The organism is Enterococcus sp. AN402, from assembly GCF_040719405.1.
Taxonomy (GTDB): domain Bacteria; phylum Bacillota; class Bacilli; order Lactobacillales; family Enterococcaceae; genus Enterococcus; species Enterococcus faecalis.
Genome location: NZ_JBFDTM010000004.1, coordinates 1250773 through 1276291, shown reverse-complemented (window position 1 = coordinate 1276291; position 25519 = coordinate 1250773). Strand labels below are relative to the sequence as shown.

The window sequence follows — 25519 nt, the reverse complement described above, 5'->3', positions numbered from 1 at the left end:
ATGTACCTCCTTTAATTGATAATCAAAGTATAACATTTTTTAATGAATTTACATAATAATACAAGTGGAGGTCTGTTCGTGAAGGTAGCAGGAGACAAAATAAAACAAGCGAGAAAACTTAAAAAAATCACACAATCAGAGCTGGCTAACGGCATCTGTACGCAAGCAACAATTAGTAATATTGAAAACCGTAATCTATGTGACAGTTTAGATATTTTCTCATCTATTTGCCTCCGATTAGATTTAGAAGTAGAAGAATGTATGATGATTTCTGAAGAAAAGAAAATTGAAAATCTACTAAACAAAGTCGAGGATTTATCTTTACGGCTATTTCACTTAGAGGCCTACAATTTATTACAAGAAGTGCCTGAAGGTCTTATCTTATCTAATAATGAACTAACGACTAAATTGTTATATTATAAGGGAATTACTTGTTTATTAGGAAAAAAAGATAAAGCAGAGGCCTTGTTTTACCTATACCGGGGCGCGGAAATTGACCGTAAAGTCAATATTTACAACATTTTAAGCCTGAATGCGCTAGGTACGCTATATGAACTGGAAAAAGATATGAGAAAAGCGCAAGTGTATTACGAAAAATCATTACAAGAATTGGAACAATTTAAATTAGAATGTTCCTTGGAGCGTTGTAGAATTTATTATAATTCTGCTAAATTCTACTCGGAAATGAAAGACTACCAAAAAAGTGTCATTTTAAGCGAAAAAGGGATTCAGATTTGTCGTGACAAACACTCCATTTATTTGCTAGATTATCTTTTATATGAAAAAGCCTTTAACAAACAAATGCTCGGGGAAGACACAGCCGATGACTATCGTCAAGCTTATTATTTTACACAATTTTTTGGTAATACAGAAGTTCTACAATATATTGAGAAAGATATGAAAGCTTTTAATATTTCCTATTAATTTAATCAAAAAGCCGATAAAAACTGAAAACCCAGTTTTTATCGGCTTTTTGAAAAGTCTAGGCAAGTTGCTTTTAAAAATCAGCAGTCACGGTTACGATAAGCAAGACGAAGTATTTAGGAGGATTTAAAAATGAAAAGAGTAATGTGGTTTAGACGTGATTTACGATTACAGGATAATAAAGCATTAGCACACGCGTTACAAAATTCTGCAGCTGATGAATTGATTTTATTATTCCAAATGAATCCTCAACAATTTATTCAAGAAAGTGCTAATCATAACGCTTTTTTTGCAAGTTTAGCCTCGTTTAAAGAACGAATCGATCAAGAGGCACATTTACAAATCATGGTCGGCGAACCGTTAGATTTATTTTCACGTTTGAAACGCAAATTACCCGATTGGCAGGCCATTTATTTTAATGAAGATACTTGTGGCTTTGGGGCAAAGCGGGACCAGCAAGCTATGCGCTTTTTTGAAGAAAATAATATTCAGCCTTTCTCTTTTCAAGATGCCTATTTGCATGGCTCTGAAGAAATTAAGAAGAACGATGGTAGCAAGTACCAAGTGTTTACGCCCTATTACAATAAATGGAAAGAGGCGCCTAAAGAAACCCCGATTCCTGTTTCCTATACAGCTGAAAAAATTTTTAGTGCGTGTCTTTTTTCAGAAGAGGAAGCAGATTATCGTGAACAGATTGCGAGGATTCCTTTAAAACACTATATTGTCGGCGAAAAAACAGCCAGAAGGTGCTTAAATACTTTTATTGATCAAAAACTTCAATCCTATGAAAATAAGCGTGATTTTCCTTATCAGGATCAAACGAGTCATCTGTCTACTTTTTTAAGAACGGGAGAACTTTCGATTCGCACCATTTGGCAAGAGCTTGCATCTGCGCCTTCTAGCTTAAGTAAAGAAACCTTCAAAAAAGAATTAGCTTGGCGCGACTTTTACAATATGATCTATAGTACGTTTCCACAACAAAAAGAGGAAGCTATTCAAGAAAAATTTCGTTATATTCAATGGACAAATGACCCAGAAATGTTTGCCAAGTGGCAAAAAGGGGAGACGGGGTACCCTATAATTGATGCCGCAATGCGACAACTGAATCAAACTGGTTGGATGCACAACCGCTTAAGAATGATTACTGCCTCTTTTTTAGTTAAAAATTTACACATCGATTGGCGTTGGGGTGAAAAATACTTTCAAAAAATGTTGATTGATTATGATGCCGCCAATAATATCGGTGGCTGGCAATGGGCTGCTTCGACAGGAACGGACGCTGTCCCGTATTTTCGGATTTTTAATCCAATTATCCAGTCAAAAAAATTTGATAATGACGGCCAGTTCATCAAAAAATATGTTCCAGAACTTAAGCAAGTGCCACAAAAGTATATTCATCAACCAAATCTAATGAACGAAGCCTTACAAACGCAATATCATGTACATTTAGGAGAAAATTATCCAAAACCCATTGTCGATTATGCATCAAGTAAAAAACAAACATTATTTCTATATGAAGCGAGCAAAGAAATTCATCAAGAAATGAACAATCCAAGGTTTCAATAAACAGTAAACCCAACTAGCTTAGCAAACAACTGTAAGGTTAGTTGGGTGAATTGATTGGTCGAAAGAGAGGTGCAATTTATCGGCTAAAGTTTTTTATTTTATTCTAGTTTACATAATATACATTATACAAAGTAGTTTTGAATTGGCGAATGTTAGGATTAAGCGCAACATATAATTGTTTTAGTATAAAGATTGTTCGTGATTTGCTCTATTATATCATGTTTCAATTTCCGTATAAATAGTATCGTTCGTTTTATTCTTTTTTATAACAATGTAAAAAATATTTGTTGGTGCTAGAAAGCTTTCGAATACTCCAAATTAAATTTGTGCTGCGGTGATTTCCACTTAAAGATTTTTCGTGGCCGTAAATTCATACTTTGAACAGCTTGATTGATCTTATTTTGAGAAATATTTTTAAAATTAGATGGTTTTGGAAAATATTCTCTGAGTAATCCATTATGATTTTCATTTGATCCGCGTTCATGTGGCGCGCATGGATTAGCATAATAGATTTTGCAGTCAAAAGTGTCTTCAATAAGTCCAATTTCAAACTGATTGACAAACTCGCTTCCACGGTCACATGTGATCGATTTCACACTATGTGGATACATTTCCACTAGACGCTTAATTGCTGTCATCATGGATCTACCTGTCTTGTTCGGTATCTTAATTGCTACATAATGCCTTGTTTTACGTTCTATGAATGTTGCTAGACACAACGGTATCTGCTTCCCAATGACCGAACTCCGTTCGTAACTGAACCTCTTCTGGTCGGTTCTCCAACGTGCGCCCTTCAAAGAAAGCTCGATCCGGCCGTTTTAATCGTTTCCCAGTATTCTTTATTTTGTAACGTTTTCCACGACCGCGTAATTTCTTAATATCGAAAGGAACGATCTTTTTGTAAATCCAGTTATAAATTGTTGATGTACAAACCTTTACACTACGAACTGCGTTCGCTATCTGTTCCGGCGAATATTTCATATCAAGATACTTCATGATAGTTTTAGTATTGTGTACAGTAGCCTTAGTAGTTGTTCCGCAATTTTTCTTGCGAATACGTACTAAATTACCAGCGCTAGTTGCTTGATAAGGCAAACTAGCGAGACTCTTCTTCTTTCTTTGCTCGGAACCACGTTTGATCTCTCTAGAGATCGTGGATCTATGCCGATCCAATCGGCGAGCTATCTCAGCCTGAGAGACTCCTTCCTTCAGATACGCTTCTATTTGTCCACGCTCTTCAGCTGATAAATGGTTATACGACATTTCATAAACTCCTATCTAAAAAAACAAACCCAACAAACGACGCTTCTAGTAAATCACAAAGATTTCTGCCCACAAATCCCTTAATGACAAGGCGTTCGTAGGTAGACCATTCTCATTTCACAATCTAGGTGATTGAAATCCTTGCTACGACAATCACTTGAAATAATCCTCACTTATGTTAACCGTTAATGAAATAACATATTTTTTAATAAGCTGATCTATTTTAAGTGTTGTAATATTTCTAGAGGAGTTTCTAAACTAATATCTGCACTTGAGAATAGTGGATTTTCTTTTGCTCCCCACTTTGCTAAAGCAAATTTAGCTCCAGCTGATTGTGAGCTATGCATATCATAGATAGAATCGCCTATATAAATTGTTTCTTCGGGTAAACTTCCTAATTTATTTAATGCATATAGAATTGGTTCAGGATTAGGTTTATGTTTCGTTGTATCAGAGGCAGTTACTGAAATATCAAAAAGTTTACTTAAACCAAAATGTTCAAATTCATTTTCCATTTCTTCATTTGTTTTGGATGTAACGATCCCAATTTGTATCTCGTTTTCTTTTAACTTAGTCAATGCTTCTTCCACTTGAGGAAACAAAGTCGCAAGATGAGAGTATTGTTTAACATTTTCGGACCAACATGCATGTAGCTTATCAACTTCCTCTCCAGATGATGAATACCGTTCAATTGCTTTTTTACCTGGTATACCTAAGATATACTCTAAATTTTCTTCTGGAACGTCCAAGTTTTTCTCTTCTTTTAGAGTTTTTTGTAAAGACTTAATCATGACAAATTCTGTATCTAAGATTGTTCCATCTACGTCAAATAATACCGTTTTAATCATGTTTGCACCTACTTTGAATTTATTATAGAGACATTACTATCTGATATTGTTCTTTCTAAATCATCTGGTAGACGACTTTCTATAACAAGAAAATCAATATCTTCGAAATCTAAACCTTTATAGTTATGACTTAATCCGATTTTTGTATTATCAATTAGTAAAACTACAAGTTTGGATTGTTTTCTTATCTTTTTTTTGAAATCTATATCTTCATCGTAGGCGTAATAAATGCCTGAAGTTGTGATTCCAGCGGCACTCATAAAAGCAACATCAAAGATAAATGAATCCAGCTCAAGCATTGGTTTCGTTCCAACGACATTTCGTTTGATAGGATCGACGCTTCCACCTAAAATCTTAGTTTTACATTTAGTATTTCTCAATAGTTGGTCGGTAATATCTAATGAATTTGTCGTTGCTATGACATTCTCATAAGGTCTTATATGTCTTGGAATGCAACTGACCGTTGTCGAAATATCTAAAAAAATATGGGAATTATCTTTTACTAAATTACTAGCAGTTTTTGCTAGAATATCTTTTTCAGCACTGAGATCTTCAGTACGTTCAAGATATTCATCTAAACGACTAAAGGTATTGGGCAAACTAATTCCACCATATGTGCGATCAATAGCATTACTTTGAGCTAATTTGACAATATCTCTTCTTGCTGTATCTCTTGAAGAACCTGTTAAGTTTATAATTTCCTTCAAACTAAGAGTTCCGCGCGTCTTCAATTCCTCTAAAATTAACTCAAGTCGTTTCTTTTGAATCATAAACATGCCTCCTTTTAAGCTGGTATAAGCATATTTGTACATTAGCTTAAAATAGCTTATTTGTCAATGTTAACCCTCGATACATAACAAAAACACTCAACAATAATTTGCTGAGTGTTGCACTTTATTCTAGTATTCGGGAGTAGAGTAAAAAGCATTGAAAAGCAAACAAAACCAGTCTTTAGTTTATCTAGACTGGTTTTGTCACGTACGTTATATAAATTATGCTTGTTGCTTGATGGCTTGTGCGACGCGTGCTCCATATTCTGGATTTACTCTAGTGAACAAATCAATTTGACGCGCGATGATTTCTTGATTTTTCACTTGACCTAAAGATGCCGCTATATTGTTAATTAAGTTTTCTTTTTCTTCGCTTGGCAGCAAATTATACAAAGCGTTTGCTTGTGTAAAGTGATCTTGATTATAGCTATAATTACCAACATTTCCCTCAACTTCAAAGGAGCTAATTTTCGCCTTAGGATCTTCTTTTGGTGTTTCAGTATAACTATTTGGTTCGTAATTAATTTCGCTATTGCCATTGTCAAAACGCATATTGCCGTCTTTTTGGTAGTTATTTACAGGTGCTTTTGCTTGGTTGATTGGCAATTGGTGACTATTAGCGCCCACGCGATGACGATGTGCGTCCCCATAAGCGAACAAACGTCCTTGCAATAATTTATCTGGAGAAGCTTCAATACCAGGAACGAAATTCCCTGGTGAAAATGTTACTTGTTCAACCTCTGCAAAATAATTCTCTGGATTTCTATTTAAAGTCATCGTGCCAACTTCAATCAGCGGATACTCTTTTTGAGAAACCGTTTTTGTTACATCAAAAAGAGTTTCTTTCATTGTTAACGCATCTGCATACGGGATAATTTGCACAGATAATGTCCAAGAAGGAAATTCTTGATTTTCAATTGCATTATGCAAATCTTCAATATGGAAATCTGGGTTTTTCCCAGCAATTTCTTCTGCTAATTGACTCTCTAGATTTTTGATTCCTTGATTCGTCTTGAAGTGATATTTAACAAAAAATACTTCTCCAGCAGCATTGACCCATTTGAATGTATGGCTACCAAAACCATGCATGTGACGGAACGACAACGGAATGCCACGATCACTCATTAAAATTGTTACTTGATGAAGGCTTTCCGGTGAATGAGACCAAAAATCCCAAACTGCTTCTGGACTTTTCAAATGCGTCCGCGGATTTCTTTTTTGGCTATGAATAAAATCTGGAAACTTAATTGCATCACGAATGAAAAAAATGGGCGTATTATTGCCAACTAAGTCGTAATTTCCTTCATCTGTATAGAATTTAAGCGCAAAACCGCGAGGATCACGCAATGTATCTGATGAACCTAACTCTCCAGCTACAGTTGAAAAACGAGCGAATAAAGGTGTTTCTTTGCCAACTTCAGATAAAAAATCTGCTTTAGTATATTGTGCCATTGATTGACTCACCTTGAAAACACCATGAGCACCAGCACCTTTGGCATGAACAACCCGTTCTGGTACGCGCTCACGATTAAAATGAGCTAATTTTTCTAATAAATGAACGTCTTGGATTAGGACAGGTCCAAATTCTCCTGCAGTTAGCGAATTTTGATTATCGCCAACTGGACTTCCTTGTGACGTAGTTAAATGTTGATTTTTCACCTAAAACACTCCTTCATCTAAAATTATACTCATTGTATAAAAAAACCACTCTGCATAACAAAAATAATGCTTAAAAACACTCGAAAACATTTGTTATTTAATAGAATGATTAAAAATAGCAGTAGAATTTAAATCAAAAACAAATGTATTAACTTTAAACTGTTTACACCACCAAAAATAACAACCAATAATTCAAAGAAAACTAAAATGCTGTTTTTTTATTCAAAAAAGACCTAGCATCCCAATCATGCTAGGTCTTTCGTTACTTTTTTTGAGGGACCGTTTTTATTGGTCATTCAGCGTTATTGATTGATCGCAACAGTCGTGTCTTCAGTCGATAGACCTGTCATAGAGGTGCTATCGGAAAATATTTTTTCAACTTCTTGTTCTGATAAAATATTTTCTTTCTTAGGCATTGAAATCGTCGCTTTTTTGGCTTTTTGTGTAATGCTAATTTTACTAGATAATGATTCAAGTCCCATGTCAACGTTCTTGTCTTGCTGCGGTTTCACATTAATCAACATATTTGTTTTATTTTCTTTTGTATTAACAGAAACTTTAGCAGAAACATCTTTGATTTTTTCGAAAGGATCTTGTTCTTTACCTTTCTCAGATGCTTCTGTCGTAATTTTGATTAACTTTTGTAATTCTTTTTTTGTAAACGTATGGGTAATGGTGTCCCCTTTTTTCTCGAACGTATCCTTGTCTAATCCTTCTAAAAACTCTTTGTATTCTTCCATCGTTTGCTTAAGGTCTTCTTCAGATTCTTGAGTCTCTTTAATTGTATCTTGCCATTCTTTCGCGCTTTCCTCGTTCATTGCTAAAAGATCAATGTATTTTCCTTTTAGTTTTTCTGTATCTAACTGAGAACTGTCAATAGCACCGTCAGTCATTGAGTCTGCGACAGCGACAATATATTCCATCATATCTGTTGCTAAATAGAGTTTTGGCTCTTTGCCCTCGTTATCTAATGATCCAACCAATGAAATCGGTACATCCATGCCCATCGCTTTTAATTTCATCTCTAAGTTGAATGCTTTTTCTTTTTTGGCATCTACTTGAATCTTCCCAGAAAGCGATGCGTCTTTGATTTGCGTGATGAGCATCCCGATCATAGGATTCGTTTGTGCACCATCTTCTTGTGAAAATTTCATGTCACTAATTGACATAGAGAAATCCCAAACCCCAGATTCTTGTGCGTTTTGATTGCCGATCCCTTGAATGAACTCATCTTTCGCACTTTTGCCACAGCCTGTCAGTAACAAAGCTGAACAGAAAACGCCTGCGATAATCCCCACTTTTCTTTTTAACACACTTTTTCCCCCTCATTATATAAAAATTAATTCCCTTTTATTAAGAATAGCAAACATTGCTTATAAATAGCAATGTTTAATTTTAGATTTCCTCTCTTTTAATAAGTGGGATTGATTTAATCTTTTAGGTTTGAATCATTAAGCTGTATTATTTTTAAAATAAAATTGCTTTTCGCCAAAAAATACTGGGAAAAGTTCTGCTAAACTGCCAGCTAAAGGACCTTCTCGCAATTCTTTTTCAGTGACCCAAAACAAGGGTTGTTCCGTTTCTTCTGGTAGTTCATCCGCTGTTTCTGCAATGAATAATGTGGCTAATTCCCGCGCACCCGAACAATCATTCAGCCATTCTGCAACACCTACTAATTGTGGCTTTAGCACTAAGCCTGTTTCTTCAAGGAGTTCGCGAACCATGGCTGTTTCCATACCCTCGTTTTTTTCAACATGCCCGCCAGGGAACGTCCAACCAGGCCAATCCTTTTTTTGTCGTTCTTGCACAAGGATTTCATTTTTCTGATTTCTAATCATACATAATGTTGTTAATTCCACTTCAAAATTCCGCTTCATTTGGCACCTCATCATTTTTCCTTTGTTAAGGTTACGATACAGAAAAACAGAGAAAGATTCAACTAAGAATTTTCTCTGTTTTATCATCTAGCTCTTTAATAAGTCGTATTGCGATTGATATAAATGATGATATAACGCATGTTTTGCCATTAGTTGATCATGAGATCCTTCTTCCACAATACGACCACCATCAATATAGAAAATTTTATCGCTATTTTTGATGGTAGAAAGTCGATGAGCAATAATAAACGATGTCCGTCCTTTCAGAAGTTGTTGTAATCCTTCTTGTAACAATTCTTCTGTTTTTGTATCAATACTGGAGGTTGCTTCGTCTAAAATTAAAATTTTGGGATCTGCCAGTAAAGCACGAGCAAATGAAATTAATTGGCGTTGTCCTGCCGAGAGTGTACTACCCCGCTCTTCCACAACTGTTTCATAGCCATCTTTTAAATCCTTGATAAAATCGTGCGCACGAACAATTTTTGCGGCTTGGATGACTTCTTCCTCTGTGGCTGCTAAATTTCCGTACCGAATGTTTTCAATAATCGTTCCTGAAAAAATAAACGTATCTTGAAGCATTACCCCCATTTGTTTCCTTAACGAACGGAGTGTCACATCGCGAACATCATAACCATCAATTTTAACGGCCCCTTCATTCACATCATAAAAACGACTTAACAAATTGATGATTGTTGTTTTACCCGCACCTGTTGGCCCAACCAAGGCGATTGTTTGTCCTGGCTCAATATGAAAACTAACATCGGTCAAAATATTTTTTCCTTCTTCATAACGGAAATAAACATGCTGAAAGTCGACGGTTCCTTTAATTGGCGGCAACTCAATAGCGTGCGGCGCATCTTGAATTTCTGGAACAACATCCATCGTTTCAAAAATCCTTTCCAAATAGGCAGTTGCAGTAATCAGAGAATTGTAAAAGTTACCAATATTGATGACCGGATTCCAAAAGTTATTGATATAACCGATAAAAGCAATTAGCGTCCCAGTGGTAACGGACACACCTAATTGACGGATTCCTACGAAATAGATAAAACAAGTCGTAATGACGGATATATTTTGCACTGCTGGCCATAATAAATACTGGACACGCACAGCTTTCATAAAGGATTGACGATATTCTTCGCTTACCTCGTTAAAAATCTGGAAATTTTCATCTTCTCGTGCAAAAGATTGTGTAATTTTAATTCCTGAAATACTTTCATGAATATAGGCATTTAAGTTTGATTGTTTATTGCTAAGCTCTTGGTAAGCTTTCCGTTGTTTCCCTTGGATAAATAGAACCATCACGAACAACACAGGCAATAGCAGTAAACTGTATAAGGTTAATTTCACATCAATAAATAACATGAAAATTAAGGTAATAATCACATTAAATAAATCAGAAATTAAATTGATCAATCCGTTACTTAGTAAATCACTTAACGTATTGATGTAATTGACCACCCGAATTAAGATTTTTCCATGCGGCCGACTGTCAAAATAAGAAAATGGTAATTTTTGTAGATGCTCAAAAATTGAAAAACGCATATCTTTTAAAATATCTTGTCCAATTTCTGTGATGGCATATATTCGATAACGCATACACCAACCAATAATCACCAAGGAAAATAGGAAAATAGCCCCTAGTATCAAGAGTAACGAGAGATTCTTTTGTGGAATTACTTGGTCAATCGCAATTTTAGTAAAGTAAGGGCCTAACATACTTGCCAGATTAGCTAATATGATGACAAATAATGTTTTAAAAACAGCTTTTTTGTAAGGCTTAATATAGGCGCCTAATCGTTTATAATGAGACCAATTAAATTCTTTTTCTAAAGTCTCATCTACATCAAACGTATTTCTAGCCACGCGACTCACCTTCCTTTGTCAGACCTAATTGTTTTTGATATACGTCAAAATATTTGCCTTTTTGTTCGACTAATTCGCTATGAGTACCGCTTTCCACCACACGGCCTTTTTCCATCATCAAAATTAAATTGGCCTCTCTCACAGAAGAAATTCGGTGGGCAATAATAAATGTCGTTTTCTTTTCCGTCAAACGACCTAGTTCTTTTTGAATTTTTGATTCTGTTTCCATATCAACAGCGGAAGTTGTGTCATCTAAAATTAAAATAGCTGGATCTTTGGTTAAAGCACGGGCTAGTGAAATCCGCTGTTTTTGGCCACCAGATAGGCCAACGCCGCGTTCACCAACAATTGTTGCATAACCTTCGGGCATTCTGGAAATAAAGCTATGGGCATCAGCAATTTCAGCCATCATTTGCACTTGTTCCAAGTTAGCCAGTGTATTACCAAAAGCAATGTTATCTTCTATCGTATTGGAAAAAAGAAAGACATCTTGCATAACCATGGAGATATTTTCTCGCAATTTACGAACAGAATAGCTTTTAGCATCTTTTCCATCAATATAAACAGTGCCTTTGGTTGGATCATAGAACCGAGCGATTAAGTTAACTAAAGTGGTTTTGCCTGAACCAGTTTCCCCTAAAATACCAATTGTTTCACCAGGTTTTGCTGAAAATGAAACATCCGATAAAATGGGGGTTTCTGGATCATCTGAAAAATGAAAGGACACGTGATCAAACGTCACATAGCCTTGGATCGGTTCTGCTTCTTTTTCCCGAGCAATGGGAATCTTCGGTTTCGTTGCTAATAACTGACGAATTTTAATGGACGATGCCGTAAAGCGTTGCACATCATTGATCAACCAGCCACTCATTCGCATCGGCATGTTCAACATCCAGAGAAAGCCGTTAAAGGCCACTAAATCACCAATTGTCATCCGACCTTGAATCACAAAGAGGCCACCAAGAACTAAGGCAATAACATTTAAACTACCTGCAAAACCGTCTAACCACGGTAAATATTTTTTAGAGACATCTGCGGAAGCCATATTCCATTTTTTATAGTCTTCATTGTGCTTGTTAAACTTTTCAATTTCATAAGGTTCTTGAGAAAAAGCTTTAACCACCCGATTTCCACCAATATTTTCTTCGACCATTGAATTTAACCGAGAAAAACTTTCCCGAATCTCAAAAAATACCGGATGCGATTCCTTCGACATTTTTTGTGTTAACAGAAAAATCAAAGGTGTAATTAAAATTAATGCCAGCATCAATTGCCAATTGATCGTCCCCATCACAATCACGGCTGCGATGAACCATAAAATACATTCTAAGAGGTTATAAGTGACCCAAGAAACGAAATGGCGGATAGCGTCTGTATCCCCTGTCATTCGCGCCATAATGTCGCCAACACGTGTATGATTAAAGAAATCAAAATCTAATTCTTGAAGTTTGATATACATATCTTTTCTTAAGTCAAATAACGCAGATTGTCCGACCGATTCAAACAAGACTTGATAACTATAACGAACAACTGTCCGAATAACGGTCACCCCAATCATAACCCCAAGAATTGGGACAAGCTCTTCAGTTTTCCCCTGATTGATTACTTGGTCTACAATTCTGCCAGATAACAATGGAATAATAACAATTAAAATAGCGTTAATAACGACAAAAATAACAGCTAGCAGTAACTTATTCTTATTTTTTTTAGCATATTGCCAAATCCATTCAAAACTATTCATTTTCTCCCCTACTCTCTCTTGTTTTTATGGACGTGTATAAGATTACTGTTTTTTTATAGGAAAAGAAATGGGCATTCTTGTATATTTTGATGTACAATATAGTATAGAAAGCGGATACAAGTAGGAGTGATTTTTTATGAACTACACAAATAGTCGAACGTTTAATCCTGAAATTTTATATGCCTTCGATCCTTGGAACGAAGAGACCCACCCTTATAATTGTCATCATCATGAATTTCTGGAAATATCTATTCTTTTAGAAGGTGAATCTGAATATATTGTTCAAGGGCAACAGTACCATGCCACTGCTGGTACGGTGTTTCTTTTTAATCCGCGAACGGAACATGGTGAGCAACAAAAAGCAGGAACTTACTCACATCAACTACACATTGGCATTTCAAATCTCTATTTAGAAGGCTTAGCGCGAAACGTATTTCCAAATAAATCAGCTTTATTAGATTTAAGTCATTTACATGGTGCTTTTTTAGAAAAAGCTTGGCAAATTGTTCATGAATTAAACCATCAAGAAGTTGAATCAGCGTTACAAATTAAAGCTTTAGTTATTGAACTATTGGTCTATATTTTAAGAAGCTTAGCAGTTGATCAAGAAAATAAAATTGAAACTCGGCTATCGAAAACGGAAAAAAGAAAACGAAATTTAGTCAATCATACGATTTATTATCTGGAAACGCACCATGACGAAGAAATTACTTTGGAACAGTTAGCAGAAATGTTATATGTTACCCCGACTTATTTGTCGAAAACCTTTAAAGCGGCCACAGGCGTTGGGCCAATCAATTATTTAATTCAAATCCGCTTAAACCATGCGAAAGAATTGCTGAAAAATGATTCCTTAAGTGTCAAAGAAGTGGCAAAAACGGTTGGTTACGAAGATGCCTATCATTTCAGTAAATTATTCAAAAAATATTATGGAAAATCCCCTTCACAATTTTAAGATAAAAAAACAAGGAATCGTCGGCTTCATTGCGTCCGTTTCCTTGTTTTTGCTTTACGTTGACTCTTTTAACTGTTTCGTCATTGTATAATCGGTATGGCGTTCATTTCCCATATAAAAATCATGTTCATCTGTTTTGACGAAGCCTAACGATTGATAAAATTTTTGCGCTGGATGATTATGTTCCCAAACACCTAACCAAACCGTCTCTTTTTCTGCTTCTTCCGCTAATTCAATTGCTTTCGTAATCAAATGTTTGCCTAAGCCTAAACGCTTAAAAGATTTACGAATATAAATGCGCTCAACTTGTAACGCTTGTGGATGTTGATAGGTAATCTGAGCATCACCGTGATTTAATTTCACATAACCTGCAAGTTCATTATTATAAAAAGCAAAGAAATATTGCGAATCTTTATGTAAGATTTCGCTTTCTAAAACTGCTGGACTAAATTTCCTCTCATAATGTGCCTGTAAATCCTCTTCGTTTTCGCCATCTCCATAAGTATCTGCAAAAGTCTCTTGGCAAATGGCCTCTAATTCTGGTACGTCTGCGACGGTACACTCTCTAATAAATACTGACATACTAAAACTCCTTTGTAGATTAAATCAACTGTTTAATTAAAATTAAACAAGGATTCCAAGCGTCCCATAATGTCGGAAAAACCTCAAGGCGCTTAAAACCCAATGATTCGTAAAAACGAATAGTATGATCGTACACGGAATAATTTCCTTCGTCAACTGTTTTGACTTGAATAAAAAAATAGTTATTTTTAGAATACGTTTCCACGCTTTCTATCAATAACTTGCCGATACCTTTGCGATGATACCGCTTTTTAACTGCCATACAATGGATTTCTACTGTATCTTTACTTGTTTCTGAAAGTGTTATAAAACCGAGTATTTTATTCTCTACATCCTTTGCCACCCACATAGGTAAAGTGCTAGCTATATCGATATACTTGCGGGTCTCTTTTTCAAGGTCAAACCATTCTGGAAGATTAAACAATACTTCTTGTGCTGCCTGAGTCTTTTTATCTGCATTTTTTTCCCTTATAATTGTAAATTCTTTCAATTTACAACCTCCTTTTTGTTTACATAACAAAATTATTGTATACCCAATCTTTTTTATTAAATAATAGCATAGGTAGTTTAAAAATGTAAGTTAGTCATTTATTCTTTATTATTTCCTTAAACCGACTCCTTTTCTCGCTAAATCTGCCCTTCCTTTGTTTTTTTCTGTTAAACTAAACGTATTAAGTCTATGAGGAGCGTGCGTATATGGATTATCTGAACACCTATAAGCGGTTGCTAGCATTGGCGGATGCAGGTCTTTTTTACGGGAAAGATGCTTTTGATCAAGAACGTTACCAAGAACTACGAGAACTTACGTTACAACTTATTAGCGCAACCGGACCCGAAGCGACTGTCTTGCCCGACTTAGAAAAAATCTTAACTAAAGAGGAAGGTTATCCAACACCGAAAGTAGATGTTCGCGGTTTAATAAAAAAAGAGAATCGTTTTTTATTAGTTGAAGATTTACGGACCAAAGAATGGTCATTACCTGGTGGCTATGCCGAAATTGGCTGCTCTCCTAAAGAAAATATTGAAAAAGAAGTATTGGAAGAAACTGGCTTAGTTGTTACAGCAAAAGAATTGCTTGCTGTTTATGATACAGATAAACGAAAAGACATTCCTCAACTATTTCAGTACTATAAAATGATCTTTTCTTGTGAGATTTTAGAAAATCATCCCTTTGAAAAAAACATTGAAACCTCGAATTGTGCTTATTTTTCTTTAGATAATCTCCCCCCTCTTTCTATCAAACGAACAACGAAAGAGCAATTAATGGCATTAATGAACCAAACAACTGGAGCGCTTAGTGACTAACAAAAAGGATGAGGAACAGAAGTTCTTCATCCTTTTTCTATTATTATTAATTACATATTTTCTAAAGCGGCTTGGGCTAATAAGTTTAAGTAGTTCCAAGGGCGATCAAAATGTGGTTGGAAGAAGAAATCAGAAATCGCTAAATCTTCGACAGTCATTTTATTTTGGACCGCTAATGATAAAGTATTGGCAGATTGTGTGATATCATATTTAGACATCAATTGACCACCAACAATGCGTTGTGTTCCTTTTTCATAGACTAATTCCATCAGAACTTTTTCAGTTGTTGGCATAAACTCTGGACGATAGTTATCTTCGAAAACAGTTGCTTCGACATCTAGTCCGTTTAATTTGGCACTTTCTTTTGTCACACCTGTTGAACCAATTTTCCAACCGAATAAATATAAACCAGAAGTTCCCTGTGTGCCACGATAAGCCAATTTTTGTTCAGTCAAATTACGACCTACTAGCATACCTTGACGAACAGCATTCGTTGCTAATGGGATATAATTTTTTGTTTGACTTGGGTTGTAGTGAACAACTGCACTATCACCCGCAGCAAAAATATCAGGATTGCTTGTTTGCATATACTCATTGACTTCAATTGCACCATTTGGTAACATGTCAACTTTATCTTTTAATAATTCTGTATTTGGACGGAAACCAACACACATAATCACCATATCTGCTTCGAATTCTTGACTTGGTGTAATGACTTTTGCTACTTTTCCTTGCTCATCTGCTACGAATTGTTGGACATTTTCACCTAAAGCTAAATTAACGCCACGATCAACTAATTCTTTTTCTAGAACATCTGTGAATGGCTTATCTAAATATTTATTTAAAATGCGGTCTAACCCGTCAACTAAAGTGACTTCTTTACCAGATTCTACAAAAGCTTCTACTAATTCAATACCAATATAACCGCCACCAACGACAACGACACGTTTGGCATCTTTCGCTTTTTCGATGATCACGTTGGCTTGTGAATAGTTCTTACATAATAAAATATTTTCAGCATCAATTCCTGGAATTGGTGGAATAATTGGCCAAGAACCAGTTGTCATCACTAATTTATCATAAGAAACGGTCTCAGTTGCACCCGTTTGTAAGTTTTTTGCTGTAACAGTTTTGTCGTCCACGTTGATTTCTTCAACATTGTGTTCCATCTTCACTGTTGCTCCTAAAGAAGCCAGTTCTTCTGGATTTGAATAAAATAAATCAGCAGCATTTTTAACTACGCCTCCAACGTACAAGGCAATTCCGCAAGATAGGAAGGAAATATTGTCATTTCTTTCATATACAGTGACTTCCGCCTCCGAGTGATTTGCTAAAATACTTTTAACTGCTGAAGTTCCAGCATGGGTACATCCTACGACTACGACTTTCATGTTGTAAATCCCTTCTTTCACAATCTTTGTTTTGCAGAGGTGACGTCTCCCTCTGTCTGTTTAAAATATATCAGAGGAATCAAGCTTATTCGAGTTCTATGCTTGTGAATCGCATATAAAAAAATTCACAAACTGTTGCTAATTCTTAATAATAGCTAGTTAATTTTTTGTTTTTAAGAATTTAAAAGTCAATAACCACACAAAAAAACAAGCATAAGAGTGAAAACTCTTACGCTTGTGAAATTTGCCTAGACAAGTGACTTATCTTTTGATAAATTTTTAACAGTATGTAATTTTTTACACATTCTCCTGTTGTGCTTGTTGGCAATCTGGACATAATCCATATAATTCTAAACGATGTTCATTAATTTCGAAGCCTGTTAATTTACTAGCGGCCATTTCAACGTCCTCTAACCCTGGATAATGAAAATCAACGATTTTACCACATTTTTGACAAATCACGTGATAATGTTTCTTCGAACTAAAATCAAAACGACTAGATGCATCGCCATAACTCATTTCTTGAACGAAACCGATTTCAGTAAATAAACGTAGATTGTTGTAAACCGTTGCTACACTCATATTTGGAAAATGATCTTCTAGTGCGCGATAAATTTCATCAGCTGTTGGGTGTGTATGATTTTCGATTAAATATTCCAAGATAGCATAACGTTGCGGAGTAATTCGGATATTGGCTTCTTTTAATTCAGCAAGTGCATTTTTAACCAATACGTTGTCCATCTTTGTATCCCTCCCCTGTCTATCTTTCTTAAATAATACTATTTCTTATTACGATTGACAAGAATTATTGTAGGATTCTCGTGGAAAAAACGAGCATTTTACTAAACTAAGAGAAATGCTCGTTTTTTTGCGTGTTTTTTATTCTGGAAATTCGTAAAGAGCTGTCGAAAGATAACGTTCACCGTTATCTGGAACCAGCGCTAAGACACGTTTGCCTGCGCCTAATTCAACTGCCAAATCAATGGCAGCTTTAATTGCTGCCCCTGCTGAAATCCCCACAAGGATGCCTTCTTTTGGCCCCATTAAACGAGCAGTTTCTAATGCGTCTTCACTAGAAACAGCGGCAACTTTTTGATAAACAGTGGTGTCTAAAACTTCTGGGACAAAACCAGCGCCTATTCCTTGGATTTTATGTGGACCTGGTTCGCCACCTTCTAAAACAGGCGACTCCGTTGGTTCTACTGCAACAATTTCAATATCTGGAAAAATCCGTTTCAATTCATGGCCAACTCCTGTAACGGTTCCTCCAGTGCCAACACCAGAAACAAACGCATCTAAGCCACGTTTACCAAAGACATCAACAATTTCTTTTCCTGTTTTTTGTTCATGTACCATTGGATTAGCTGGATTATTAAATTGCAAAGGCATGAAGTACCCGTGTTCTTCTGCTAAGGCTGTGGCTTTTGCAATTGCCCCTTTCATTCCTTCGGCACCAGGGGTTAATAATAGATCAGCCCCATATGCTTGCATTAATTTGCGGCGTTCAATACTCATAGTATCTGGCATCACAATCTTAACTGGATATCCCAACGCAGCACCTACCATTGCTAACCCAATGCCTGTATTACCACTAGTCGGCTCAATAATCGTTTGTCCAGGTTTTAGGCGACCATCTGCTTCGGCTTGTTGGATCATGCTTAAAGCAATTCGATCTTTCACACTGCCACCAGGATTAAAGAACTCTAGTTTAACAAAAACATCTGCAGCTCCTTCTGGTACCATCCGTTTTAATTTCACAACTGGGCTTTGACCAATTAACTCTGTTACTGATTTTACATAACCTTTAGTCATAATCCTACATCCTCCAATTTTACAAACAATATAATAATTCTTTCTCTAAGCATAGCTCAAAAAAACGATTTCTACCAGAAAAACGAATTTTAGTTTGTGAAAAATTAAATAAAAAAACAGATTATGCTCATCAAATAATTGCTGCTAGCCCTACCTATTTTCACGATAAAAGACCTTACAAAAACTACTGCTTTTGTAAGGTCCGTCTTCAACTAAATAATTGCAAAATTAACCGATTTGGATGGTTTGACCCACCGATAAAACAGAATCCAATGTTAATCCATTTAGTGACATTAAATTATCAACTGTCGTTCCAAAACGTGCAGCAATGTCCCACAATGTGTCGCCGTTTGCGACAGTGTAACTTTGACTAGCTACAGTTTCTGCTGTTGCTGTTGCAGAAGCCGCTGTATCGATTGTTGTATCAACGGTTCCCGTTGTATCTGAATAACTAGTGGTTTGAGCGACTGGTGCTCCCCAATCATATTGAGTTAAATTATATGCTTCAATTAACCAATTCAATTTTTCGGCATAGCCTGGATCAGTTGCATAACTTCCAGCTAAAGCGGCTGTTGCATCGCGATAACTGCTAGTATTACTCTTCCAAACGCCTGAATAATGGTATGTATCCCCAAAAGCAGTGGAACGAATAACATTGGCATGATCTTGGAACGATTCCGCATAAGAATTATAACTTCTAAATGCTGCTGTGACGGTCACCCATTGTCCGTCTAAATATTCTTTTGTTGGCATATAAACAGATTGTCCATTATAACTTCCTTTTACACCAAACAAGTTATAGTTCGGTGCAGATGCTAACCCAGAACTACCATAACTACTTTCTAGCAACGCTTGAGCAATCATGACGGAAGCATACATATCATTGCTATTGGCAACGGCTGCTGCTGAATTTCCGATTTCATTAATAAATGCTTGCTGGCTAGATTCTGCTTGGGCAGGTACCGCAGCACCAACCACAGGTGCTAAAATCATTGAAGTCCCCGCAACGGCGGTAGCACGTTTATAAGCTTTTTGCTTTTTAAGAGCTTTTTGAATATGTTTACTACTTCTTGTTAACTGTTCGCTCATTCATTTTTCCTCCTCACTGTCTCACTTTTCTATTTTACCGTTAATTTCCTATTGAAACAAGAAATAAACGTATTAAATTTTGAGTTTTAAAATTTCTGTAATGTAATTGAAATCTTGTTTGTATTTAATTAACCCTCTTCACACTTGTGAAAACAACCACTTCTTCTTTTCAATTTGATGAGATTTTTGTTATTTATCCTCTTACTTTTCTTTATTTATTGTGATAAACTTTTTAATGGACTTGTCACTTTTTGAACAAACTTTATAAGAGAAGTCTGTTTTTGTAGTCAAAACAACTATTACCGAGTAGTTGTTGTATTACAAAATGAATTACATAGAAATGTAGGTGGTTAGATGAAGAAACAACAATCGGGTTTAACAAATCAAGTGACGTTTTTATTAGCGTTAACTTGCGGGGTTGTGGTCGCCAATATGTATTATATTCAACCAATTGGCACCCAAATTGCTCAGGCCTTTCAAGTCAGTATTGGTTCTATTGGTTTTGTTACTATGCTGACCCAATTAGGCTATGCGCTAGGCTTACTTTTTCTTGTTCCATTAGGCGATGTCGTTGATCGCCGCAAATTAATCATTCGAGTAGCCGCGCTCTCCTCGCTGTCTCTAAGTGCTGCGTTTTTTGCACCAAGTTTTCTCCTTTTTGCACTCTCTTCTTTTTTTATCGGGCTGCTCTCTATTGTCGCCCAAATTATTATTCCTTATGCTGCGGTCATGGCGGGACCAGCGAACCGTGGTAAAGTAACAGGTCGAATGCTGGGCGGACTATTGACAGGAATTTTATTGTCTCGAACGATCTCGGGTTTCATTGCTAGTGCAGCTTCTTGGCGAACAGTCTACTTAATCGCCGTAATATTCGTGTTAGCATTGGTCGTTCTACTTCAATTAAAATTGCCCAAAACAGTGATACATACTCAAACTTCAAATCGATTAACTTATTTAGGTTCTTTGAAAAGTCTTCCTAAGCTAATCAAATCGCAACCTTTGTTAAGAGAAGCAACTGTCAATGGCTTTTTTATGTTTGCAACCTTTTCAATCTTTTGGTCTACATTAATTTTCTTTGTTAGTAGTCCAGCTTATTATTGGGGACCGAAAGAAGTCGGTATTTTAGCAATTTTTGGGTTATCAGGGGCTTTCGTAGCACCCATCATTGGTCGTCTATCCGATTATTATCCAGAACGGAAGATTGTTTTGATTGGCCTGTTAATGCAGTTCGGTAGTTTTATCTTACTTTTTCTAGGTGGAACACATGTGGTCTTACTAATCTTAGCAATTATTGTTTTAGATATCGGTACTCAATTTGGGCAAGTAGCCAATCAAACACGCGTTCAAAATTTGGGAGAAGAAGCCAGCAATCGTAACAATACCGTCTTTATGTTTTTCTATTTCATCGGCGGTTCACTAGGGTCATTGATTGGGACATTAATGTGGCAAAACTATGGTTGGTCTGGTGTTACTTTAACTGGTATTGGATTCCAATTGTTCGCATTATTTTTTCACTTTATGCTCTTTGCTCCCAAAAAGAAATGAAGCAAAAAACCTGAATGCTATCACAAGCATTCAGGTTTTTTAATCTTTATTTATAGTGATTTATAGGTATTAACCACATTTTCAGGAGTAAAGCCGAATTTTTCAAGAACTAGACCGCCAGGTGCAGAAGCGCCGAAGTGATCAATTGTAATTGTTTTGCCTTCCGTCCCTACATAGCGTTCCCAACCAAAGCTTGCTGCAGCTTCAATCGCCACACGTTTTGTCACAGCTTTAGGTAACACACTTTCTTTATATTCAGCAGATTGTTTTTCAAATAAATCAAAACTTGGCATTGACACGACAGATACATCGATGCCTTCTTCCGCTAATTTAGCTTGTGCTTCCACTGCTAGATTTACTTCAGAACCAGTCGCAATTAAAATCCCTGCTGGTTGTTCACCTTTTTGTGGTGACAATACATAAGCACCTTTTTGAACAGAATCAGAAGCGTGTTCTAACGTTCCTTCTAAAACAGGTAAGTTTTGACGACTTAGAACTAAAATAGTTGGTGTTTCCGTAGAAGTCATAGCAATTTTCCAAGCAGCAACAGTTTCATTGCCGTCTGCTGGACGAATCACATGAACATTTGGAATGCAACGAACACTTGCTAATTGCTCAATTGGTTCGTGTGTTGGCCCATCTTCACCCACCGCAACAGAGTCATGCGTTAAGACGTAAGTTACAGGAACTTTTTGTAAAGCGGCTAAACGGATTGCTGGACGTAAGTAGTCAGTAAAGACGAAGAATGTTCCGCCATAAACATGGCTACCACCGTGTAATTGAATCCCGTTCATTGCTGCAGCCATTGCAAATTCGCGAACACCAAACCAAATATTACGGCCTTCGTATTGACCAGGTTCGAAATCTTTTTCTGCAGCAACCATTGTATTATTTGAGGCTGATAAATCAGCTGAACCGCCCCAGAAACTTGGAACAACTTTTGAAATAGCTTGAATCGTTTCTTTACTTGTTACACGACTTGCGGCACTTGTTCCTAGTTCATATTTAGGTAATTCTTGTTCCCAACCTTCAGGTAATTGATTGGCAAAAGCTTCTTTAAATTGTTTGGCTAATTCTGGATGCGCATGTTCATAGTTCTTAAACATCTCATTCCAAGCCTCTTCAGCTTTTTGGCCTTCGTCAATCATCGTTTCTTTAAAACGAGCAGCGACTTCCTCTGGCACAGTAAAGCCAGGATATTCCCAACCATAAACAGCTTTAGCCGCTGTAATGCCCTCTTCACCAATTGGCGCGCCGTGAACGGAAGATGTTCCTTCTTTTGGTGCTCCGTAACCGATGACTGTTTTAACTTCAATCAGTGTTGGTTTATCTGTTTCAGCTTTAGCCGCTTCAATCGCAGCCTCTATTTCATCTAAATCATTGCCGTCTTTAACTAAAATATGTTGCCATCCGTATGCTTCATAACGAGCCCCAACATTTTCAGTAAAGGCTTTAGAAGTTGGTCCGTCTAATGAGATGTCATTTGAATCATACAAGACAATTAATTTACCTAATTTCATATGACCAGCCATTGAACTTGCTTCTTGAGAAACACCTTCCATTAAATCGCCGTCACCACAAATTGCGTACGTATAATGATCCATAATAGGGAAACTATCACGATTATAAGTTGCAGCTAAATGCGCTTCAGCCATTGCCATACCAACAGCCATAGCAATCCCTTGTCCTAGAGGTCCCGTTGTTGCTTCAACACCATCTGTGTGGTGCACTTCTGGATGCCCTGGTGTTTTACTATCCCATTGACGGAAATTTTTCAAATCGTCAATTGTTACGTTGTATCCTGATAGATGTAATAAGCTGTACAACATTGCAGAGCCGTGGCCTGCTGAAAGTACAAAACGATCACGATCAACCCAGTTTCTAGAAGTTGTGGGGTTCACCTTTAAATGTTTTGTCCAAAGTGCATACGCCATTGGGGCAGCACCCATTGGTAAACCAGGATGTCCTGAGTTCGCTTTTTGTACGGCTTCAATACTTAATGTCCGGATTGTATTAACGCCCAATTGATCTGTCTTGTCAAACAAAAAAATCATCTCCTAATTTAGGTTTTTTTTACCTTTATTCATAGTGTAGCTTATTTCGACAATGAAAGCAATTACTTTCTGTTGTGAAGTCCTTTTTCACGTTGAATTTGTTTTAGTTTTTCAGGAGTCACATCGGTCCCTTCTTGATCCACGACCTTCATTCCTTCGATATGGTGACGCATCCCTCCACGAAATGCTTCTAAATACTCTTTACGTAATTCTTGTTGTTCGACTTTTTCTTTCGCACTAAGTTCTTCCACTTTTGCTTTATTCGCTAATTCATTTATACGGGCAATTTTTTCTTTCGATAACATCAAAATCCCTCCTTACTCTCACTGTCTATATTATAAGAACTGCCTTAAAAAAACAACTATATTCTGATATTTATAAAACACGAACGCTTGTTTGATTTCGTTCGCATTTTATGGTACACTAATTTTATCAATTGAAAGAAGGTGCGGGTTTTGGCGAAACGTACAGAAACAAGACAATTAGAAGTACTTAAATATATATACGAACAAGTCGAATTAAAGGGCTATCCGCCAACCGTTCGCGAAATTGGGAAGGCTGTTGATTTATCCTCAACTTCTACCGTTCACGGACATTTAGCTCGTCTTGAAAAAAAGGGTCTAATCTTACGTGACCCAACAAAACCGCGAGCAATCGAATTAACACCAGAAGGCTTGGAAAAGATCGGAATTCAACCGACAACTATTCCGATGTTAGGTGTCGTAACTGCTGGTGAACCAATTTTAGCGGTGGAAGAAGCATCAGATTTCTTCCCGTTACCTCCTGATTTACGTACAGAAGAAAATGCTTTATTTATGTTGACGATTCGAGGAGAAAGTATGATTAACGCAGGTATTCTAGATGGCGACCAAGTGATTGTTCGTAAGCAATCGAATGCCAATAATGGCGACATCGTAATCGCAATGACCGATGAAGATGAAGCAACCTGTAAACGATTCTTCCGAGAAGTAGATCATATCCGCTTGCAGCCTGAAAATGATGCATTAGCGCCTATTCTTTTAGATAACGTTACAATTTTAGGTAAAGTTGTTGGTTTATATCGCAATCATATTTAATAAAAAAAGGAAGTCACTCCGTTGAGCGGCTTCCTTTTTTGCTTGTTAACAAGTGAATAGCCTTTTGGGCTTCCTCGATAACCTCTTCTTCAGTTTCTACAGAAAGTAGATAATTTAAAGCTTCTAAACTTTGCTCGGGTTCTCTTTTTGCGAGCTGACCTAACGACCAAGCAGCTGTTCCGCGAATGACAGGACGCTGATCATTTAAACAGAGAATAATTTGTGGGATAGCTTCACGGCCGCCCAAATTCGCTAACGCAATTAAAGCATTTCGTTGCAATGGTTTTTTGCCACGCCAAGAGCCTGCTAAGTGTCCGAATTGCTGTTTAAACTCTTTATTGGAAATAGTTAATAACGGTGCCAATTTGGGATAGACTTCTTCAATCTTTGGTTCCATCTCTTCATGAAAATGAAAATCTTTTCCTTTATTATAAGGGCAAACCAGCTGACAAATGTCGCAACCATAAATGACGTTACGCATTTTTTTTCGATACTCTTCAGGCATCATGCCTTTTGTTTGCGTTTGATAAGACAAACATTTTTGAGCATTCATTCGACCGTCCCCTAACAAAGCCCCTGTAGGACACCCTGTGATACAACGAGTACAATCACCGCAACCATTTGGAACAGGTTCATCTGGTTCAAATTGAATGTTGGTGGTCACCTCACCTAAATATACAAAGGAACCAAATTCTTCGGTAATCAGTAGACCATTTTTACCAATGAATCCTAAACCCGCCCGCTGAGCAACAGCGGTGTCAACATATTCGCCAGTATCTACTTGCGGCCGAAAGTGCCAGTGTTCTTTTTCTGCTTCAGTGGCAGCTTGCTCTTCAATAAAAGCAATTAATTTTTGCAACCGATCCTGCAAAATGTGATGATAATCAATTCCCCAAGAGGCTCGCGCAAATTGTCCACGCTTTTCATCTCTAGGCATTTTTTCCTGAGCTTTGGTGGGATAAGCTAAAGCAATGGAGATAATACTTTTAGGATGCTCAAACGTTTTTTCTGGGTAAATTCGTTCTTCCACATTTTGATGTTCAAATCCCGAGTTATATCCTCGCTCTCGTTGTTCATGCAGAGAATCTTCTAATTCAATAAATGGTTCAGCATGAGTAAAGCCGATTTTATCGATGCCTAAACGTTGACTCTCTTGAATAATTTTTTCTTTCAATGTCGGCATTGCTCATGCCTCC

At 36.7% G+C, this 25519-nt stretch carries 22 protein-coding genes and 1 pseudogene; 6 read left to right on the top strand and 17 right to left on the bottom strand.

Translation table 11 applies throughout. The features are described from left to right. Positions 1-42: 42 nt before the first annotated feature. Entirely contained in the window at positions 43-924 is an 882-nt protein-coding gene (locus AB1I62_RS07580; RefSeq protein ID WP_002363971.1) for a helix-turn-helix domain-containing protein, read from the top strand. A gap of 132 nt (positions 925-1056) precedes the next feature. Continuing rightward, complete coding sequence (locus AB1I62_RS07575) at positions 1057-2490, top strand: deoxyribodipyrimidine photo-lyase (protein ID WP_104859248.1); 1434 nt, start codon at positions 1057-1059, stop codon at positions 2488-2490. Between the two features lie 293 nt (positions 2491-2783). Here AB1I62_RS07575 and AB1I62_RS07570 read toward each other — a convergent pair. The 8 genes and pseudogenes from AB1I62_RS07570 to AB1I62_RS07535 all read right to left on the bottom strand — a co-directional run bounded on the left by AB1I62_RS07570 (position 2784) and on the right by AB1I62_RS07535 (position 12514). Beyond that, positions 2784-3753: pseudogene (locus AB1I62_RS07570) on the bottom strand (IS30 family transposase). A 218-nt stretch (positions 3754-3971) separates the two neighbouring features. Beyond that, complete coding sequence (locus AB1I62_RS07565) at positions 3972-4601, bottom strand: HAD family hydrolase (protein WP_048736810.1); 630 nt, start codon at positions 4599-4601, stop codon at positions 3972-3974. Between the two features lie 8 nt (positions 4602-4609). Beyond that, positions 4610-5371, bottom strand: coding sequence for a DeoR/GlpR family DNA-binding transcription regulator (locus tag AB1I62_RS07560; RefSeq protein ID WP_048736808.1), 762 nt, complete (start codon positions 5369-5371; stop codon positions 4610-4612). A gap of 222 nt (positions 5372-5593) precedes the next feature. Continuing rightward, the gene (locus AB1I62_RS07555) at positions 5594-7030 is read right to left on the bottom strand and encodes a catalase (protein WP_048736806.1); all 1437 of its coding nucleotides are present in this window, start codon (positions 7028-7030) and stop codon (positions 5594-5596) included. Between the two features lie 302 nt (positions 7031-7332). Next, positions 7333-8343, bottom strand: a complete 1011-nt coding sequence (locus AB1I62_RS07550) for a hypothetical protein (RefSeq protein WP_048736805.1) — start codon at positions 8341-8343, stop codon at positions 7333-7335. A 138-nt stretch (positions 8344-8481) separates the two neighbouring features. After that, positions 8482-8907, bottom strand: coding sequence for an NUDIX domain-containing protein (locus AB1I62_RS07545; RefSeq protein ID WP_002394459.1), 426 nt, complete (start codon positions 8905-8907; stop codon positions 8482-8484). An 87-nt stretch (positions 8908-8994) separates the two neighbouring features. Further along, positions 8995-10773: an ABC transporter ATP-binding protein gene (locus AB1I62_RS07540; protein WP_002360293.1), complete on the bottom strand. Its 1779-nt coding sequence runs from the start codon at positions 10771-10773 to the stop codon at positions 8995-8997. Continuing rightward, on the bottom strand, positions 10766-12514 hold the full coding sequence (locus AB1I62_RS07535) for an ABC transporter ATP-binding protein (RefSeq protein ID WP_048736801.1): 1749 nt from the start codon (positions 12512-12514) through the stop codon (positions 10766-10768). The genes AB1I62_RS07540 and AB1I62_RS07535 overlap by 8 nt, the downstream gene beginning before the upstream one ends. Before the next feature lie 136 nt (positions 12515-12650). Between AB1I62_RS07535 and AB1I62_RS07530 the strand changes: the two genes are divergently transcribed. Beyond that, entirely contained in the window at positions 12651-13469 is an 819-nt protein-coding gene (locus AB1I62_RS07530; protein ID WP_002357554.1) for an AraC family transcriptional regulator, read from the top strand. A gap of 54 nt (positions 13470-13523) precedes the next feature. Here AB1I62_RS07530 and AB1I62_RS07525 read toward each other — a convergent pair whose 3' ends face one another. Together AB1I62_RS07525 and AB1I62_RS07520 are read right to left on the bottom strand one after the other, a co-directional pair. Then, positions 13524-14051 (bottom strand): N-acetyltransferase, encoded by a 528-nt coding sequence (locus AB1I62_RS07525; RefSeq protein WP_002357555.1) that lies wholly within the window; start codon positions 14049-14051, stop codon positions 13524-13526. Between the two features lie 19 nt (positions 14052-14070). Continuing rightward, positions 14071-14571, bottom strand: coding sequence for a GNAT family N-acetyltransferase (locus AB1I62_RS07520; protein ID WP_048736800.1), 501 nt, complete (start codon positions 14569-14571; stop codon positions 14071-14073). A 176-nt stretch (positions 14572-14747) separates the two neighbouring features. Here AB1I62_RS07520 and AB1I62_RS07515 point away from each other — a divergent pair, with 176 nt between their 5' ends. Next, positions 14748-15356, top strand: coding sequence for an NUDIX hydrolase (locus AB1I62_RS07515; RefSeq protein WP_002363964.1), 609 nt, complete (start codon positions 14748-14750; stop codon positions 15354-15356). A 50-nt stretch (positions 15357-15406) separates the two neighbouring features. On the opposite strand, the gene AB1I62_RS07510 is transcribed toward AB1I62_RS07515, so the two are convergent. From AB1I62_RS07510 to AB1I62_RS07495, 4 genes are all read right to left on the bottom strand, one after another. Continuing rightward, positions 15407-16747, bottom strand: a complete 1341-nt coding sequence (locus AB1I62_RS07510; protein ID WP_048736798.1) for an NADH oxidase — start codon at positions 16745-16747, stop codon at positions 15407-15409. A gap of 297 nt (positions 16748-17044) precedes the next feature. Next, on the bottom strand, positions 17045-17488 hold the full coding sequence (locus tag AB1I62_RS07505) for a Fur family transcriptional regulator (protein ID WP_002357560.1): 444 nt from the start codon (positions 17486-17488) through the stop codon (positions 17045-17047). A 138-nt stretch (positions 17489-17626) separates the two neighbouring features. Next, the gene (gene cysK / locus AB1I62_RS07500; RefSeq protein WP_002357561.1) at positions 17627-18559 is read right to left on the bottom strand and encodes a cysteine synthase A; all 933 of its coding nucleotides are present in this window, start codon (positions 18557-18559) and stop codon (positions 17627-17629) included. Positions 18560-18787: 228 nt separating this feature from the next. Further along, positions 18788-19648 carry a glucosaminidase domain-containing protein gene (locus AB1I62_RS07495; RefSeq protein ID WP_002357562.1) on the bottom strand — a complete coding sequence of 287 codons (861 nt, stop codon included), beginning with the start codon at positions 19646-19648 and terminating at the stop codon, positions 18788-18790. A 354-nt stretch (positions 19649-20002) separates the two neighbouring features. On the opposite strand from AB1I62_RS07495, the gene AB1I62_RS07490 reads away from it, so the two are divergent. Further along, complete coding sequence (locus tag AB1I62_RS07490; RefSeq protein ID WP_002357563.1) at positions 20003-21193, top strand: MFS transporter; 1191 nt, start codon at positions 20003-20005, stop codon at positions 21191-21193. Between the two features lie 50 nt (positions 21194-21243). Here the strand turns inward: AB1I62_RS07490 and tkt are convergent, their stop codons facing one another. Together tkt and AB1I62_RS07480 are read right to left on the bottom strand one after the other, a co-directional pair. Then, a complete protein-coding gene (gene tkt, locus AB1I62_RS07485) occupies positions 21244-23238 on the bottom strand; it encodes a transketolase (RefSeq protein WP_367019140.1) in 1995 nt (664 codons plus the stop codon). Between the two features lie 71 nt (positions 23239-23309). Further along, a complete protein-coding gene (locus AB1I62_RS07480) occupies positions 23310-23552 on the bottom strand; it encodes a DUF896 family protein (protein WP_002384502.1) in 243 nt (80 codons plus the stop codon). 150 nt (positions 23553-23702) lie between these two features. Here AB1I62_RS07480 and lexA point away from each other — a divergent pair, with 150 nt between their 5' ends. Continuing rightward, on the top strand, positions 23703-24323 hold the full coding sequence (gene lexA / locus AB1I62_RS07475) for a transcriptional repressor LexA (RefSeq protein ID WP_002357566.1): 621 nt from the start codon (positions 23703-23705) through the stop codon (positions 24321-24323). Positions 24324-24336: 13 nt separating this feature from the next. Here the strand turns inward: lexA and queG are convergent, their stop codons facing one another. Next, positions 24337-25506, bottom strand: coding sequence for a tRNA epoxyqueuosine(34) reductase QueG (gene queG, locus AB1I62_RS07470; RefSeq protein WP_010712461.1), 1170 nt, complete (start codon positions 25504-25506; stop codon positions 24337-24339). Between the last annotated feature and the right edge of the window lie 13 nt (positions 25507-25519).